The sequence below is a fragment of the Hydrogenophaga flava NBRC 102514 genome (assembly GCF_001571145.1).
In the GTDB taxonomy this organism is placed as follows: Bacteria; Pseudomonadota; Gammaproteobacteria; order Burkholderiales; family Burkholderiaceae_C; genus Hydrogenophaga; species Hydrogenophaga flava.
In genome coordinates this window covers 93509-109313 of sequence record NZ_BCTF01000011.1, presented here as the reverse complement: position 1 = coordinate 109313, position 15805 = coordinate 93509, and the positions used below count along the sequence as shown (strand labels likewise).

The 15805-nt window shown below is 69.6% G+C and carries 14 protein-coding genes and 1 pseudogene; 10 read left to right on the top strand and 5 right to left on the bottom strand.

What is annotated here, in order from left to right; all coding sequences use genetic code 11:
* The first annotated feature begins 15 nt into the window (after positions 1-15).
* Genes HFL01S_RS11470 through HFL01S_RS11445 form a run of 6 tightly spaced genes read left to right on the top strand, consistent with a single transcriptional unit; the run spans position 16 to position 6137 of the window.
* Positions 16-789, top strand: a complete 774-nt coding sequence (locus HFL01S_RS11470) for an SDR family NAD(P)-dependent oxidoreductase (protein ID WP_066258509.1) — start codon at positions 16-18, stop codon at positions 787-789.
* Positions 790-807: 18 nt separating this feature from the next.
* On the top strand, positions 808-2469 hold the full coding sequence (locus HFL01S_RS11465) for a (2,3-dihydroxybenzoyl)adenylate synthase (protein ID WP_066258506.1): 1662 nt from the start codon (positions 808-810) through the stop codon (positions 2467-2469).
* Positions 2470-2492: 23 nt separating this feature from the next.
* Complete coding sequence (locus HFL01S_RS11460) at positions 2493-3335, top strand: amidohydrolase family protein (protein WP_066258504.1); 843 nt, start codon at positions 2493-2495, stop codon at positions 3333-3335.
* A 2-nt stretch (positions 3336-3337) separates the two neighbouring features.
* Positions 3338-4552: a 3-oxoadipyl-CoA thiolase gene (gene pcaF / locus HFL01S_RS11455; RefSeq protein ID WP_066258503.1), complete on the top strand. Its 1215-nt coding sequence runs from the start codon at positions 3338-3340 to the stop codon at positions 4550-4552.
* Complete coding sequence (locus HFL01S_RS11450) at positions 4549-5355, top strand: crotonase/enoyl-CoA hydratase family protein (RefSeq protein WP_066258500.1); 807 nt, start codon at positions 4549-4551, stop codon at positions 5353-5355. Before pcaF ends, HFL01S_RS11450 begins: the two co-directional genes overlap by 4 nt.
* A complete protein-coding gene (locus tag HFL01S_RS11445; RefSeq protein WP_066258498.1) occupies positions 5352-6137 on the top strand; it encodes an enoyl-CoA hydratase-related protein in 786 nt (261 codons plus the stop codon). The genes HFL01S_RS11450 and HFL01S_RS11445 overlap by 4 nt, the downstream gene beginning before the upstream one ends.
* 31 nt (positions 6138-6168) lie before the next feature.
* On the opposite strand, the gene HFL01S_RS11440 is transcribed toward HFL01S_RS11445, so the two are convergent.
* From HFL01S_RS11440 to HFL01S_RS11425, 4 genes and pseudogenes are all read right to left on the bottom strand, one after another.
* On the bottom strand, positions 6169-6594 hold the full coding sequence (locus tag HFL01S_RS11440) for a GlcG/HbpS family heme-binding protein (protein ID WP_066258496.1): 426 nt from the start codon (positions 6592-6594) through the stop codon (positions 6169-6171).
* Positions 6595-7575, bottom strand: a complete 981-nt coding sequence (locus HFL01S_RS11435) for a Bug family tripartite tricarboxylate transporter substrate binding protein (RefSeq protein ID WP_084383235.1) — start codon at positions 7573-7575, stop codon at positions 6595-6597.
* 25 nt (positions 7576-7600) lie between these two features.
* Positions 7601-9052 carry an aldehyde dehydrogenase gene (locus HFL01S_RS11430; protein ID WP_066258595.1) on the bottom strand — a complete coding sequence of 484 codons (1452 nt, stop codon included), beginning with the start codon at positions 9050-9052 and terminating at the stop codon, positions 7601-7603.
* Positions 9053-9166: 114 nt separating this feature from the next.
* Positions 9167-10828, bottom strand: a pseudogene (locus tag HFL01S_RS11425) (thiamine pyrophosphate-binding protein); the annotation flags it as partial.
* Between the two features lie 120 nt (positions 10829-10948).
* Between HFL01S_RS11425 and HFL01S_RS11420 the strand changes: the two are divergent.
* Positions 10949-11836 carry a helix-turn-helix domain-containing protein gene (locus tag HFL01S_RS11420; RefSeq protein ID WP_066258494.1) on the top strand — a complete coding sequence of 296 codons (888 nt, stop codon included), beginning with the start codon at positions 10949-10951 and terminating at the stop codon, positions 11834-11836.
* A 13-nt stretch (positions 11837-11849) separates the two neighbouring features.
* On the opposite strand, the gene HFL01S_RS11415 is transcribed toward HFL01S_RS11420, so the two are convergent.
* Positions 11850-12770 (bottom strand): LysR family transcriptional regulator, encoded by a 921-nt coding sequence (locus HFL01S_RS11415; RefSeq protein WP_066258492.1) that lies wholly within the window; start codon positions 12768-12770, stop codon positions 11850-11852.
* Between the two features lie 92 nt (positions 12771-12862).
* Between HFL01S_RS11415 and HFL01S_RS11410 the strand changes: the two genes are divergently transcribed.
* The 3 genes from HFL01S_RS11410 to HFL01S_RS11400 are packed head-to-tail and all read left to right on the top strand — an operon-like array spanning position 12863 to position 15800.
* Positions 12863-13840 carry a Bug family tripartite tricarboxylate transporter substrate binding protein gene (locus HFL01S_RS11410; RefSeq protein WP_066258488.1) on the top strand — a complete coding sequence of 326 codons (978 nt, stop codon included), beginning with the start codon at positions 12863-12865 and terminating at the stop codon, positions 13838-13840.
* Positions 13837-14898, top strand: coding sequence for an amidohydrolase family protein (locus HFL01S_RS11405; RefSeq protein ID WP_066258485.1), 1062 nt, complete (start codon positions 13837-13839; stop codon positions 14896-14898). Before HFL01S_RS11410 ends, HFL01S_RS11405 begins: the two co-directional genes overlap by 4 nt.
* Complete coding sequence (locus HFL01S_RS11400) at positions 14895-15800, top strand: VOC family protein (protein ID WP_066258484.1); 906 nt, start codon at positions 14895-14897, stop codon at positions 15798-15800. The genes HFL01S_RS11405 and HFL01S_RS11400 overlap by 4 nt, the downstream gene beginning before the upstream one ends.
* Positions 15801-15805: the final 5 nt, after the last annotated feature.

Sequence of the window (15805 nt, the reverse complement as noted above, 5' to 3'; positions counted from 1 at the left end):
CCCCGGAGATCTCCCATGACTTCACGCAAGAAAGCCCTCGTCACCGGCGGCGGCACCGGCATCGGCCGCAGCGCCGTGCTGGCCCTGGCCCATGCCGGCTTCGACGTCGCCATCAACTACGCATCGAGCGCCCAGGCCGCGCAGGCCGTGGCCGAAGAAGCCCAGGCCCTGGGCGCGAAGACGCTGCTGCTGCAGTGCGATGTGAGCGACGACGCCGCGGTGCGCCAGATGCTCGCCAAAGTCGGCGAGGCCTTCGGCCGTCTCGACACGCTGATCAACAACGCCGGCACCACCGCGACCTGGAAGGTCAAGGACCTGGACAGCCTGGACATGGATGCCTGGGACCGCACCTTCGCGGTCAACGTGCGCGGTAACTTCCAGGTCACGCGCGCGGCGGTGGAACTGCTGCGTAAGAGCAAGGAAACCGGCGGCGAGCCCTGCATCGTCAACACCGCCAGCATCGTGGGCCTGCGCCCCGGCCCGCAGCCACCACCGTACGCCGCCAGCAAGGCCGCGGTGGTGAGCCTGACCAAGATGATGGCTTGGAACCTGGGGCCGGACATCCGCGTGAACGCCGTCGCCCCGGGCTGGATGGAAGGCGACTGGATGGAACGCATGCTGGGCGACAAGTACGACGCGCTCATGGGTGCGCGCGCCAAGGCCACGCCGCTCAAGCGCTGCGTGACCGCCGACGACGTGGCCGAGGTGATGCTGAACCTGATCACCGGCATGCGCTTCGTGACGGGCGAGGTGGTCGTCATCGACGGCGGTTTCACCAGTTCCACCTGACACACCGAGGAGACTTCCATGCTCGAAGGATTCGTTCCCTTCCCCCCCGAGTTCGCCGCGCGCTACCGCGCCAAAGGCTACTGGCAGGACCGCTCGCTGGCGCAGGAGTTCGCCGAGGTGTTCCAGCGTTACGCCGACCGCGTCGCGCTGATCGACGGCGACACGGTCTACACCTACGCCGAGCTGGACCGGGTGAGCAGCAACCTCGCGCTCAACCTGCTTGACCTGGGCCTGCAGCCACTGGACCGTGTGGTGCCCACGCTGCCCAACGTGCACGAGTTCGTGGTGCTGTACTTCGCGCTGCAGAAGATCGGCTGCATCCCGATCGCGGCCCTGGTCACGCACCGCTATGCAGAGATCAGCCAGTTCGTGCAGCTCTCGGGCGCCACCACCGCGGTCTACCCCGACACGGCGGGTGACTTCGCTTTCGCGCCGGTCATCACCCGTGTGCAGAACGAAAACCCGTCGCTCAAGTTCCGCATCGTGCTGGGCAACGCCGGTGCGGGCGAGGTCTCGCTGCGCGAGCTGATCGCCAAGCCCGCCAAGCTGCCCGACTCGCGCCTGAGCGATATCCAGATCGACCCGACCGACCCCTGCATCTTCCAGCTCTCGGGCGGCACCACCGGCATCCCCAAGCTGATCCCGCGCACCAACAACGACTACGCCTACAACTCCAAGGTGGCGGCCGAGGTCTGCGAGATCTCGCCCGACTCGGTGCTGCTGCTGGTGCTGCCCATCGCGCACAACCTGCCGCTGGCCTGCCCGGGCATCCAGGGCTTTCTGTTCAAGGGCGCCAAGGTGGTCCTGCACGGCAGCACCCGCCCGGCCGAGATGTTCGCGCTGATCGAGAAGCACAAGGTCACGCACCTCAAGGTCGTGCCCGCGCTGCTGATCCGCCTCATCAACGACCCGGCAGTCGAGAACTTCAACCTGTCGAGCCTGAAGCTGATCCAGAGCGGTGGCCAGCGCATGCAGCCCGAGGTGCGCGCGAAGACGCGTACGCTGATCCCCGGCGTGTTCGTGCAGGAGAACTTCGGCATGTCCGAAGGCACGCTGATGTTCGTGCGCGCCAGCGACCCCGAAGAGGTCAAGCTGGAGACCTGCGGCCGCCCGGTCTGCCCGGACGACGAGGTGCTGCTGCTCGACGACGACGGGCGCGAGGTACCCGACGGCGAGGTGGGCGAGTTCACGGTGCGCGGCCCCTACACGCTGCGCGGCTACTACGGCGTGCCCGAATACAACGCGCGCCAGTTCACGCCCGAGGGCTTCTACCGCTCCGGCGACCTGATGCGCAAGCACCCCAGCGGCAACTACATCGTCGAGGGCCGCAAGAAAGACCTGATCAACCGCGGCGGCGAAAAGATCAGCGCCGAAGAAGTGGAGAACCTGATCCTCATGCACCCGGCGGTGCAGAACGTGGCCTGCGTGCCCATGCCCGACGCCGCGATGGGCGAAAAGATGTGCGCCTTCGTGATCCTCAAGCCGCATCAGAAGCTGCACCTCAAGGAGCTGGTCGGCTTTCTGCTGACCAAGGAAATCGCCAAGTTCAAGCTGCCCGAGCGGCTGGAAATCCTGCCCGACTTCCCGGTCTCCACCTTCGGCAAGGTGTCCAAGAAAGCCCTGGGCGAACTGGTGGCGAAGAAGCTTCAGGACGAACAGGCCGCAGCCGCCGCTCACTGAACCACACAAACAAGAGACACACCATGCGCATCATCGACCTGCACTGCTACCCCGGCACCCCCACCTGGATCGAATCCCAGGGCCCCTACCCGGCCGAACTGGCCCGCTACTGGAAGCGCGACTGGGTGGGCAAGAGCGAAGAAGACGTGATAGCAGAGTTCACCGGCGCGGGCGTCGAGGCCTGCCTCGTCGCGCTCGATCTGGATACCACGGTGGCCGCCCCGCCCTGCACCAACGAGTACGTGCACGGCATGTGGAAACGCAACCCGCAGCGCGTGATCCAGTGCTGGGGCGCGGTGGAGCCGGCCAAGGGCGAGATCGCGATGATCCAGGCCCGCAAGGCCATCAAGGAGCTGGGCTTCATCGGCTTCCACTTCCACCCCATCATGCAGCACTTCGCCGTGAGCGATAGGCGCTACTACCCGCTGTTCGAAGAGATCAACGCGATGGGCGCGGCGGTGATGGTGGACGTGGGCACCACCGGCATGGGCGCCGGCATGCCCGGCGGCAACGGCGCCCTGGTGCGCCACGCCCACCCGGAACACATCGACCAGCTCGCGGCCGACTTCCCTCAGCTGAAGATCATCATGGCCCATCCCGGCTGGCCCTGGGTCGACGAGACCACGGCCGTCGCGCTGCACAAGGGCAACGTGTACTGGGAGATGTCGGGCTGGGCGCCCAAGCACTTCCCGGGCAACCTCAAGGTCGACATCCGCGGCCGCCTGCAGGACAAGATCATGTTCGGCAGCGACTACCCCAGCCTGCCGTATGAACGCATCCTGCGCGAGTGGGACGAGCTGGGCTACAAGCCCGAGGTGATGGAAAAAATCATGCACGGCAACGCCGAACGCGTGCTGGGCCTGTGAACATGAACGCCTTTCTCTGTGACGGCGTGCGCACGCCCATCGGGCGATACGGTGGTGCGCTGTCGTCGGTGCGCACCGACGACCTGGGTGCGATCCCGATCCGCGCGCTGATGGCGCGGCATCCATCGCTGGACCCGGCGCTGATCGACGAGCTGGTCTACGGCTGCGTCAACCAGGCCGGCGAGGACAACCGCAACGTGGCGCGCATGTGCACGCTGCTTGCGGGCCTGCCGGTGGAGGTGCCGGCGGTGACGGTGAACCGGCTCTGCGGATCAGGCCTCGAAGCCGTGGCGCAGGCGGCGCGTGCGCTGCACGCGGGCCAGGCGCAACTGGCCATCGCCGGCGGCGTCGAGAGCATGAGCCGCGCGCCGCTGGTGATGCCCAAGCCCACGGCCGCGTTTTCGCGCCACGCCGAGGTCCACGACTCCACCATCGGCTGGCGCTTCGTGAACCCGCGCATGGAACAGCTGCACGGCACCGACGCCATGGGCGAGACGGCCGAGAACGTGGCGCGCGAACACGGCATCTCGCGCGCTGACCAGGATGCGTTCGCGCTGCGCAGCCAGCAGCGTGCGGCGGCCGCGATGCGCTCGGGTGTGCTGGCGCAAGAGATCACCCCCGTCGACGTGCCCGGCCGCAAGGGCGCCGTCACCCAGGTCACCGAAGACGAGCACCCGCGCACCGACACCACCGCCGAAAGCCTGGCCGCGCTCAAGCCCGCCTTCCGCAAGGACGGCAGCGTGACCGCCGGCAACTCCTCGGGCGTGAACGACGGCGCGGCGGCGCTGCTGCTGGCCAATGAAGCTGCGGTGTCGCGCCACGGCCTGCGTCCGCTGGCGCGCATCGTCGGCTATGCCAGCGCCGGCGTCGCGCCGCGGGTGATGGGCTTCGGCCCGGTGCCCGCGGTGCACAAACTGCTCGCGCAGACCGGCCTGCGCGTGAGCGACTTCGACGTGATCGAACTCAACGAGGCATTCGCCGCACAAGGGCTGGCGGTGACCCGCGCACTGGGCCTGCCGGACGACGCGCCACACGTGAACCCCAATGGCGGTGCCATCGCCTTCGGCCATCCGCTGGGCATGAGCGGCGCACGCCTGGTGCTCACCGCTGCGCGGCAACTGCGGCGCAAAGGCGGGCGCTACGGCCTGGTCACCATGTGCGTGGGCGTCGGCCAGGGCGTGGCCATGGCGATTGAACACTTGGGAGACAACGCATGAACGAACCCCTGCTCATCACCCGCCGCGATCACATCGCGCTCATCACGATCAACCGCCCCGACACACGCAACGCGCTCAGTGGGGAAGCGATGTTCGCCGCCTTTGAATCGCTGGTGGACAAACTCAATGCGGACCTCTCGGTGCGCGCCGCCGTGCTCACCGGCGCCGGCAGCGCTTTCTGCTCGGGCGGCAACGTGGCCGAGATGCGCGACCGCACGGGCATGTTCGCCGGCACCCCCGACGAGATCACCGAGCGCTACCGCCAGGGCATCCAGCGCATCCCGCGCGCGCTGGCGCGGCTGCAGGTGCCGCTGATCGCGGCGGTCAATGGCCCAGCCATCGGCGCTGGCAACGACCTGGCCTGCATGTGCGACCTGCGCATCGCATCCACCACCGCGCGCTTCGCAGAGAGCTTCGTGAAGGTCGGCATCATTCCCGGCGATGGTGGCTGCTGGCTGCTGCCGCGCGTGGTCGGTCACGCCAAGGCGGCCGAGCTGGCGCTGACCGGCGACACCATTGACGCCGACGAGGCGCAACGCATCGGCCTGGTCTCGCGCGTGGTCGCGCCCGACGAGCTCTTGCCCGAGGCCCTGAAATTGGCCGGCCGCATTGCTGCCAACCCGCCCCAGGTGCTGCGCTGGACCAAACAGCTGCTGCAGCAGGCGCGCACCGGCACCCTGGACGAGGCGCTGGACGCCGCCGGCCGGCTGCAGGGCCTGGCGCACCACACGGCCGACCACGCCGAAGCCGTGGCCGCCTTCTTCGAGAAGCGCGCGCCGGTGTTCAGCGGGGGTGCCGCATGAGCGCCGTCACCGACAGCCCGCTGATCGAGGAACGCCTACAGGACGGCGTAGTGCTGCTGCGCATCCACCGCCCCGAGGTGCTCAACGCGCTCAACCTGGCGCTGCGCCGGGCGCTGGCCGAGGCCTTCCGGCGCCTGGACGCCGACCCGGCGGTGCGCGTGGTCGTGCTCGCTGGTGGTGAACGGGCCTTCTGCGCCGGCGCCGACCTGGGCGAGTACGTGGACGCCGGCCCCATCGACCTGCTGCAGCGCCGCCACGACCTGCTCTGGGGCGCGATCGCGGCCTGCAAGAAGCCGGTGATCGCGGCGGTGCGCGGGCACGCGCTGGGCGGCGGCTGTGAACTGGCGCTGCACGCCGACCTGATTCTGGCCGGGCGCAGCGCGCGCTTCGGTCAGCCCGAGGTGAAGGTGGGCATCATGCCCGGCGGCGGCGCGACGCAGCGTCTCACGCGGGCGCTGGGCAAACACGGCGCGATGAAGCTGCTGCTGCTCGGTGAGCCCATCGACGCCGAGACCGCCGCGCGCATCGGCCTGGTGGCCGAGGTGCTGGACAACGAGGCGGTGGAAGCCCGCGCGCTGGCGGTGGCACAGCAGCTGTGCGCGCTGCCGGCGGTGGCGCTGCGCCTGATCAAGGAGTCGGTGCTGATGGCCATGGAGACGCCGCTGTCGGCCGGGCTGGAGTACGAGCGCAACGCCTTCCAGACCGCGTTCGCCAGCCCCGACAAGCACGAGGGCATGCGCGCCCGGCTGGACAAGCGCCCCGCGCACTTCAACCAGGGCTGACTCGGCGGCTCACGCCGGGCGAAGGGACGGCTCAGCCGCTGACCAGCCCGGCCGCCTCGACCCCGGCGGCGCAGATGAGCTCGTCCTCGTCCCCGATGCCGCCACTGGCGCCGACCGCACCCAGCAAATTTCCTGCGCCATCGCGGATCAGCACCGCGCCCGTCTGCGGCAGAAAGCGCCCCTGGGAGGTGGCGGCCAGCGAGACGAAGAAGTTGGGGTTGTCCTGGGCCCGCTGGCCCAGCACCCGGCTGGACACCCCCATGCCCACCGCCCCCCAGGCCTTGGCCTGGGCGATCTCGAAGCGGAACATGCTGGCACCGTCTTCCCGCACAAAGGCCTTGAGGTTGCCGCCCTCGTCCACCACGGCGATGCCCATGGGCTTGAAACCCTTTTCGCGCGAGCGGGCCAGAGCGCCGGCGATGATGCGCTGGGCCTGTTCCAGTGTGAGTGATGCCATTCAGTCCTCCGGGGTGAAACCGGTGGTCTTGACCACCCGTTGCCAGAAGGCGTGATTCTCTTTCACCGCCGCTGCGAATGGTTCCGGTGCCATCTTCATGACCTCCAGGCCCAGCTTGCCCAGCACCTCCCCCATGGCTGGTGTGTCCAGCGCCGCCCCCACGGCGGTGTTGAGCGCCGCCACCTTGGCCGCGGGTGTGCCGGCGGGGCCGTACCAGCCCAGCCAGTCGACAAACGCCACTTCCTTGAAGCCCAGTTCGGTGAGCGTCGGCACATCGGGCAAGGCCTTCCAGCGCGTGGGTGCGGTCACGGCCAGCGCGCGCAGCTTGCCCGAGCGGATGTGCGGCAGCACCTCGCTCACCACGTTGAAGCTCACCGGGATCTGCCCACCCAGCAGGTCGTTGAGCAACGGCGCACCGCCCTTGTAGGGCACGGCGCGCAGGTCCACGCCGGCCTGTTTGCCCAGCATGGCACCAGCCAGGTGCAGCGTGGAGCCCATGGCCGGTACGCCGTAGTTGGCCTGGCCGGCGTGGGCCTGTGCCCACTTGAGGTAGTCGGCGGCGGTGCGGATCTCGGCCGGCAGCCCCGGTCCGGCGGTGAACACCGCCGTGTACGAGCACTGGCTGGCGATGGGCACGAAGTCGGACAGGGTGTCGTAGGGCAGCTTCTTGAACACGTGCGGGTGCAGCGTGATGGTGGAGCTGGGGCACTGCAGCAGATTGCCGCCATCGGGCGCCGAGCGCTTGACGAACTCGGCGGCAATGCGCCCGCCAGCGCCGGGTTTGCTGTCGTAGACGAAGTTCTGCGGGTACTTGCCGCGCATCTGCTCCAGCATCGGCCGGGTCACCTGGTCACCCAGCCCGCCGGCCGGAAAGCCGGACCACACGAACACGTTCGGGTTGCTCTGGGCCATGGCCGCCCAGCCGGTGGTGGCCAGGCCTCCGAAGGCGGCGCTGGCGCGCAAAAGGGTTCTGCGGTGCATGTTGTGTCTCCTCTTTGGGGTGGGTTCAGAAAGGGTAGTGGCGTGGCGTGGTCTGCACGGTGATCCAGCGCAGTTCGGTGAAGGCGTCGATGCCGGCCTTGCCGCCGAAGCGGCCGTGGCCCGAGTCCTTGACACCGCCGAACGGCATCTGGGCTTCGTCGTGCACCGTGGGCCCGTTGACGTGGCAGATGCCGGACTCGATGCGCCGGGCCACCTCCAGTGCACGCGCCACGTCGCGGCCGAACACGGCCGCCGACAGGCCGTAGGGGTTGTCGTTGGCGCAGGCCACGGCGGCCTCCACACCGGCCACGCGCACCACCGGCTTGACAGGGCCGAAGCTCTCCTCATGGTAGATGCGCATGTCGCGGGTCACGTGGTCCAGCACGGTGGCCGGCATCAGCGTGTTCTCGGCCTTTCCGCCGCAGACCAGCGTGGCGCCCTTGGCCAGCGCGTCGTCGATCAGCGCATTGCAGCGTTCGACCGTGCCCATGTCCACCACCGAACCCAGCACCACCGGCCCCTTGCGCGGATCGCCCAGCGGCAGCCCCACGGCACGGGCCGCCAGCTTGGCCACAAAGGTGTCGGCCACCCGTTCGTCGACCACCAGGCGCTCGGTGGACATGCAGATCTGTCCCGAGTTGGCGAAGGCACCGAAGATGGCCCCATCCACGGCGGCGTCCAGATCGGCGTCGTCGAGCACCAGGAACGGCGCCTTGCCGCCCAGCTCCAGCACCACCGGCTTCAGGTGCTGGGCGCAGGTGACCGCCAGCAGGCGGCCCACGCGCGTGGAACCGGTGAAGTTGACGCGGCGCACGGCCGGGTGGGCCACCATGGCTTCCACCACCTCGGCGGCATCGGCGGGGGCGTTGGTGACGAAGTTGACCGCGCCCGGCGGCAGGCCGGCGGCCTGCAGCGCCTCGACGATCAGGCCGTGCGTGGCCGGGCACAGTTCGGATCCCTTGAGCACCACCGTGTTGCCACAGGCCAGCGGGGTGGCAATGGCCCGCACCGCCAGGATCACCGGCGCATTCCAGGGCGCAATGCCCAGCACCACACCGGCCGGCTGGCGCACCGCCATGGCCAGGCTGCCCGGCACGTCGGACGGAATCACCTCGCCACTGACCTGGGTGGTGATGGCCGCCGCCTCCTGCAGCATCCCAGCCGCCAGGTGCACGTTGAAGCCGGCCCAGGGCGCCGCTGCACCGGTCTCGGCCGCCATGGTCTCGATGAAGCGCGGCGTGCGCGCCTCCAGCTCCGCGGCGGCCTTGAGCAGCAGCGCGCGGCGTGCGCCCGGCCCGAGACGGGACCATTCACCGAAGGCGGCGGCCGCCGCGTCCACTGCGGCCCGGGCGTCTGCGGTGCTCGCGGCCGGCGCGCGGGTGGCCACGCTGCCGTCCAGTGGGTTGCGGCGTTCAAAGGTCTGGCCGCTGGCCGCGGCGACGCGCTCGCCCCCCACCAGCATCGTGATCTCGTTCATGCGTTGCTCCTTGGGCATCTCCACCCGCGAGAGCGAGTGGAAGCCGTACTTGTTCATGCTGACAAACTGACCCACCGCGGGGTGCGGCAGGAACTTGGTGCGGCAGTCGAGCACGGCGGGCAAGCCCGACGCGATCGCCCGCTGCAGAGCGGCCGCCACATCGCCAGCGCGTGTGACGACCTCCCCGTGGCAACCGAAGCCCCGCGCAATGGCGGCGTAGTCGGTGTCCTCCAGGGCGGTGCCCATCTCGAAATTCATGCCCGCCTTCTGGCCCATGCGGATCACGCCCCAGGCCGCGTTGTTGTGCACGATGGTGATCACCGGCAAGCCATGGCGCCGCGCGGTGTCGAGTTCGTTGAGGGTGAAGCCGAAGGCGCCGTCGCCGGTGATGTTGAAAACCGGTTGCCGGGGGAACTGGCTCTTGAGCGCGATCGCAGCCGGCAGGCCGAAGCCCAGGTGGCTCATGCCGGGCTCGTGAAAGCGGGTGCGCACCTCGCGCACCTGCGTGAAGTCGTTGCTCCAGAAGGTGGTGTGTCCGCCGTCGTAGACCGCCAGCGCATCGTCCGGCAGCGCGTCGGCCACGGCCTTGGCCAGCGCCGCCGGGTGCATGGTCTCTTCCGTGTCGGCCGCCATCAGCGCGAGCTTGTGTTCGTAGCGCCTGCGCACGGCCCGCACCTCGGCCAGCCATTCGCCAGCAGGTACTGGCGCGTCACCCAGCGCCGACAGCAGATCGCGCAGGGCCTCGCCAGCGTCGGCCTGCATGGCCACCTCGTGCATCACGGCCTGGCCCAGCGCCGAGGGGTCGATGTTGATGTTGATCACCCGGTGGTGCCGCCGCGCCAGCGCGCCGCGCTCGTCCCACATCCACGACGACCAGCGGCAGCCCACGCTGAGCACCACATCGGCCCGCTCGAAGGCGTGGCGCACCGCATCGCCCGCGATGATGCCGCCATGGCCGACGAAGTGCGGGCTGTCGCTGGGCACCAGGCCCAGCGCCATCTGGGTCGGCAGCACGGGCGCGTTCAGCCGTTGCGCGAGCGTGCGCAACTCGGCCACCGCGCCCGCCGCCACCACACCGCCACCGCCCACGATCAGCGGCCGGCGGGCCGCGCGCAGCAGCGCCACGGCCGCGGCCACCGAGCGTGCGCTCGGCCGCGGCGGTTCGGTCACGCGGTAGCGCGCGGGCGGCAGTGCGAACTCGTCGGCGGCAAACGCCTGCACCTCGCCCAGCACGTCCTGCGGGATGTCCAGGTGCACCGGGCCGGGCCGGCCGCTCAGGGCCTCGCGGATCGCGCGGCGCGCCAGTTCGGGCATGCGGCGCGCGTCGTTCACCACCGCATTCCATTTGGTCAGCGGCGCGGTGACGGCGCGCGTATCGAGGTCCATGAACACGCCCACGTGCGGGTAGGACGCAGCGCGGTGCTGGTTGGTGGTGATGGCCAGCAGCGGCAGGTGGTTGTTCAGCGCCACGCCCAGACCCGACGCCAGATTCAGACCGCCCGGGCCGAGTTCGCCCACCGCCACCGCCAGCCGGCCGGTGCCGGCGTGCACGGCGGCGGCCATCATGGGGCCTGCGGCCTCGTGGCGCACCCCGATGAAGCGGATGCGCGGCTCGCGGCTGAGCGCATGGAACAGCGGCGAGAGCTTGCCCCCCACGATGCCGAACACCGTGTCAACGCCTTCGGCCAGCAGCACCTGCACCAGCGCCTGGGCGCCGGTCAGTCGCAGTGGCGCCGCACGCGTCGGTGCGGGGACAGGTACAGAGGGGTCGGGCATTCGGGTCATGGTCGGACAGGACAGCAGGTGGAGCGCGATGGTGCGTGTTTTCCCCCGGTGCGGCGATGGACGATTCGGCGCATGCTTGTACTTTTCCGGCACCTCCTTTCGCCCATACCGATGAAGCCTGCACCGCTGCTGCTCGTTCCCTTCAAGGAAGTCCGCCACGACCAACCCGACGACTGCCTGCACTACGAATCGGTGGCCGTGCGCGGCCAGGAGATGGACTGGACCATTCCGGCACACCGCCACGAGGGACTGCACCAGTTCCAGTTCCTGCACCGGGGCAGTGTGCGCGGCACCATCGACGGGCGCGAGTTCGAGGTGTCGGCACCCGCGCTGCTGATGCTGGCACCGGGCTCGGTACACGGCTTTGCGTACACGCGCGACACCGAAGGCCATCAGGTGACGGTGCCCACGGGCACGCTGCGCGAACTGCTCGCCGACGCGCAGTTCCTCGGCACCGAACTGAAGGCCTCGTTCGTGCTGCCGGCGCTCGACAGCGCCCAGGCGCAGGAGTGTCAGGACCTGTTCCAGCGCATCGCCACGGAGTTCCGGCAGCAGCGCCCGGGGCGCGTGCATGCGCTGCTGGCCTGCGCCACGCTGCTGGCCGTGCTGTTCGTCCGCGGGCATGGCGAGGCCTTTGACCGGGCGCGCCCGCAAGGCGCACGCGACACGCTGGTGCAGCGCTACCTGGCCCTGGTGGAACAGCATTACCGCCAGCACCAGCCGCTGGGCTTCTACGCAGAGACGCTGTCGGTGACGCCCGACCACCTCAGCCGCAGCTGCCGCGCGGTGCTCGGGCAGTCGGCGCTGGACCTGCTCAACGAGCGCCGCATGCTCGAAGCCCGCCGCCTGCTGGCCTACACCTCCCAGAGCGTGGCCGAGGTGGCGCAGCAACTGGGCTACGACGACCCGGCCTATTTCAGCAAGTTCTTCCAGCGCAGCACCGGCAATGCGCCGTCGGCCTACCGGGCCCTGGTGGCCCAGGGCGTGCGCGTGCGCTGAACGACGGCCCTGCTCAGGCCCGCGACGCGCCGTCGCGCCGGTTCACGCTGTGGAACAGCTGGCGCAGCCAGCGGTTGGCGGGGTCGTCCTGCTGGCGCCGGTGCCAGTACTGCTGCACCTGGATCTGCGGTGGCCTGAACGGCAGCGCGATCTTTCGCACGGGCACATGGCGCGCCACGGCCACCGCGATGTCCTGCGGCACGGTGGCGATCAGGTCCGAGCCTGGCAACAGCTCGATCAGACTCATGAAGTGCGAGAGCTCCAGCAGCACCTCGCGGTGGTAGCCGCGGTCGACCAGAAACCGGTCGATCTGATGCTCGCGCCCATCCGGCCGCACGACGACATGGCGGGCCGCCAGGAACTGGCGCAGGGTGAGGCTGCGTCCCACCGCCGTGTTGCGCGCGCAGCAGATGCAGTCGTAGGAGGTCTTGAAGAGCTGCTGCTGGTAGAAGCCTGCCTTCTGCAGGTCCGGGAAGAACCCCAGGGCCAGGTCCGCCTCTCCGGCCTCCAGCACCTGCGCCGCGGTCTCGCGCGGCTTGGCCATGGCATAGAGGCACACCTGCGGCGCCTGCTGGCGCAGCTGGGCCAGCACGCCCGGCAGGAAGGTCACTTCGCCGATGTCGGGGGTGAGCACAGTGAAACGCCGGTCCGAACGCGCCGGGTCAAAGCCGGCGCGCTGCAGGATCTGGCTGCCGATCGTCTCCACCACCCGGTGCACCAGCGGGGCCAGTTCCTGTGCGCGCGGCGTCGGCTCCATGCCCGCGCCGGTGCGCACGAACAGGGCGTCGTCGAACAGCACCCGCAGCCGCGCCAGCGCCGCGCTGGTGGCCGGCTGGCTAAGGCCAAGCGACTCCGCCGCACGGCTCACGCTGCGCTGGCAGGCCATGGCGTCGAACACCACCAGCAGATTCAGGTCGACCGAACGAATATCCATTGCGTGGATTTTATGTATCCACGTCATCGCCTGTACACATAGAGGGTCGCGGCATAGCATGCCGCCTGCAAGCACAACTACAGGAGACAACCATGCTGCGTCGCGACACGATTCGCGCCCTGGCCGTTCTGGCCATGAGCGCTCCCTTCTCACGGGTCTGGGCACAGACCACCTGGCCCCAGCGCCCGGTGCGATGGATCCTTTCGCAACCCGCAGGCGCCGGGCCTGATGTGCTGGCCCGCTACCTGGCCGAACAGCTGGGCAAGCTGTGGGGCCAGTCGCTGGTGATCGAGAACCGGGCCGGCGGACAGAACGTGATCGGTGCGCAGGCCGCCGCGCGCTCCGCACCCGACGGCTACAGCTTCTACTACGCCACCACGGCCGCCATGGTGACCAACCTGTACACCTTCAAGTCGCTGCCCTACGACCCTGTGAAGGACTTCGTGCCGGTGCGTCTGGTCGGCCGCAGCCCCTTCGTCATCGCCGCCAGCCCGGCACTCGGTGCCCGCTCCCTGGGCGAGGTGCTGGCCATGGCCAAGGCCCAGCCCGGCACGCTGACCATCGCCACCGAAGGGCCCAAGACCTTCTCGGGCATGCTGGCCGACAGCGTGGCCCACATGGCAGGCGCGAAGTTCAACCACGTGCCCTACACGAAGTCGGCCGATGCGCTGCAGGACGTGATCGCTGGCCGGGTGCAACTGGTGTGCCTGCCCGACGCGGCACTGACGCCGTTCATCAAATCCGGACAGGTCCGGCCGCTGGCGGTGAGCACGGCGAAACGGCAGATGGACATGCCCGACGTGCCTGCGCTGGCCGAGACCTTTGCCGGCTTCGAGTACACCGGCTGGAACGGTCTGTTCGCACCGGCCGGCACGCCGCCCGAGGTGGTGGCCCGCGTCAACCGCGACCTGGAAACCGTGTTGCGACAGCCCGAGGTGGCGCAGCGCATGCAGGCCCTGGGCTCCCAGGTCGAGGCGTCGATGACCGTGACCGAGTTCGAGGCCTTCCTGCGCGCCGAGCGCGAGCGCTGGGCCGGCCTGGTGAAAACACTGGGCATCCAGCCGGAATGAGCCACGTGGCCTCGCTGCACCCCTGTGGCTGCGGCATCGATGTGCACGCGCACATCGTGCCCGCCAGCTTCCCGGCCTACCTGGGTCGCACCGTGCCCTCGCCCTGGCCGAGCACGGGCGAGGCGCCCGACGCCCGTGGCCTGTGCCACCGCCACGTGCTGGTGAACGGGCGGCACTACCGCACGGTGGACGAGCGCTGCTGGTCGGCCCCCCGCCGACTGGCCGACATGGACCGCATGGAGCTGGCCATGCAGGTGGTATCGCCCATGCCCGAGCTGCTGAGCTACTGGCTGGATCTGGGCGACGCACAGGGCCTGATCCGCTTCCTCAACGAGCAGACGACGGCGATCTGTGCCGACTCGGGCGGTCGTCTGCTGGGCCTGGCCGCGGTGCCGCTGCAGGACGTGGACGCGGCAATCGCTGAACTCCGTCATGCGGTGGAGGCGCTCGGTCTGGTGGGGGTGGAGATCGGCAGCAACGTCAACGGTGTGCCGGTGGGCGATGCCCGTTTCGACCCCTTCTTTGCCGCCTGTGTCGCGCTGGATGTGCCGGTCTTCGTGCACGCGCTCAAGCCGACGGGCATGGACCGCCTGGTGGGCCCGGCCCAGCTGCAGCAGGTGCTGGCCTACCCCGGCGACGTGGGCCTGGCCGCGGCCTCCGTGATCACCGGCGGGCTGCTGCAGCGCCTGCCGGACCTGCGCCTGGCGTTCAGCCATGGCGGGGGCACGCTCTCGGCCCTGCTGCCCCGTCTGCAGCAGGGCTGGGAGGTGTTCCCGGCGCTGCGCGAGTCCATCCCCGAATCACCGCGGGCACAGGCCGCCCGGCTGTTCTACGACACCCTGGTGTTCGACGCTCCCACCCTGCGCCATCTGCTGCACAGCTTCGGCGCCCAGTCGCTGATGCTGGGCACCGACCACCCCTTCAACTTCCACGAACCCCGGCCACTGGACCGCCTGACAGAGGCCGGCCTGGACACCGCCACGCGCGAGGCACTGGCCTTAGGGAACGCGCAGCGCTTCCTCGGCCGGTACCTCACTCTGTCAAAGGAATCTTCATGAAATCGCCCTGGATCCAGTCGCTGCGAAGCGTGGCGCTGACGGTGCCCGACCTGAGCGCCGCCGAAACCTTCTACACCCAGGTGTGGCAGCTGGAGGTGGCCGCACGCGGTGACGGGGTGCTCTACCTGCGCGGCAGCGGCACCGACCACCATCTGCTGGCGCTCCACCAGCAAGCCGGTGAGCCCCAGCTGAGACAGGTCACCCTGCGTGCGCGCAGCGCCGAGTCCCTGCAAGCCATCGCGGCCGCCACGCTCCAGGCAGGCGGGCAGGTGGAACACGACGAGGCCCCCGCGACCGACCCGGCCGGCGGCCGGCGCCTGATCGTGCGCGACGGCCATGGCCGCCGCTACGAGGTGGTGCACGGCGACACGCTGCGAACGCCCACCGACCCCACGCCCGCCGACCAACCGCAGCGCCTGGCCCATGCCGTGCTCAACAGCCACGATGTGGCGGCCACCCAGGCCTTCCTGGAACAGGTGCTGGGCTTCGTGCTAGCCGACCGCACGCGGATCATGGCCTTCATGAACTGCGATGCGGACCACCACAGCATCGCCCTGGGCGACAGCGACAACGACGCCCTCAACCACGTCGCCTTCCTGATGCCGTCGCTGGACGCGGTGATGCGCGGTGGCGGCCGCATGAAGGACGCCGGCCACGCCATCGAATGGGGGCCGGGCCGGCACGGTCCGGGCGACAACGCCTTCAACTACTTCATCGATCCCTTCGGCATCGTCATCGAATACACGGCCGAGGTCGAACAGATCGACCACACCTACCGGCCCGGTCAGCCGTCGGACTGGACCTGGCCACCTGGCCGGGTGGACCAGTGGGGCATCTCCGCCCCGCCCAGCGCACGCCTGAAGACGGCGCAGCGCGCCGTTGTTTTTGCTTCCCACCTCTGAGGACT

Coding starts and splice junctions, on each gene's coding strand:
- HFL01S_RS11460 (WP_066258504.1), top strand. CDS start 2,493: ATGCGCATCATCGACCTGCACTGCTACCCCGGCACCCCCACCTGGATC.
- HFL01S_RS11400 (WP_066258484.1), top strand. CDS start 14,895: ATGAAATCGCCCTGGATCCAGTCGCTGCGAAGCGTGGCGCTGACGGTG.
- HFL01S_RS11445 (WP_066258498.1), top strand. CDS start 5,352: ATGAGCGCCGTCACCGACAGCCCGCTGATCGAGGAACGCCTACAGGAC.
- HFL01S_RS11430 (WP_066258595.1), bottom strand. CDS start 9,052: ATGAACGAGATCACGATGCTGGTGGGGGGCGAGCGCGTCGCCGCGGCC.
- HFL01S_RS11405 (WP_066258485.1), top strand. CDS start 13,837: ATGAGCCACGTGGCCTCGCTGCACCCCTGTGGCTGCGGCATCGATGTG.
- HFL01S_RS11420 (WP_066258494.1), top strand. CDS start 10,949: ATGAAGCCTGCACCGCTGCTGCTCGTTCCCTTCAAGGAAGTCCGCCAC.
- HFL01S_RS11415 (WP_066258492.1), bottom strand. CDS start 12,770: ATGGATATTCGTTCGGTCGACCTGAATCTGCTGGTGGTGTTCGACGCC.
- HFL01S_RS11465 (WP_066258506.1), top strand. CDS start 808: ATGCTCGAAGGATTCGTTCCCTTCCCCCCCGAGTTCGCCGCGCGCTAC.
- HFL01S_RS11450 (WP_066258500.1), top strand. CDS start 4,549: ATGAACGAACCCCTGCTCATCACCCGCCGCGATCACATCGCGCTCATC.
- HFL01S_RS11435 (WP_084383235.1), bottom strand. CDS start 7,575: ATGCACCGCAGAACCCTTTTGCGCGCCAGCGCCGCCTTCGGAGGCCTG.
- pcaF (WP_066258503.1), top strand. CDS start 3,338: ATGAACGCCTTTCTCTGTGACGGCGTGCGCACGCCCATCGGGCGATAC.
- HFL01S_RS11410 (WP_066258488.1), top strand. CDS start 12,863: ATGCTGCGTCGCGACACGATTCGCGCCCTGGCCGTTCTGGCCATGAGC.
- HFL01S_RS11470 (WP_066258509.1), top strand. CDS start 16: ATGACTTCACGCAAGAAAGCCCTCGTCACCGGCGGCGGCACCGGCATC.
- HFL01S_RS11440 (WP_066258496.1), bottom strand. CDS start 6,594: ATGGCATCACTCACACTGGAACAGGCCCAGCGCATCATCGCCGGCGCT.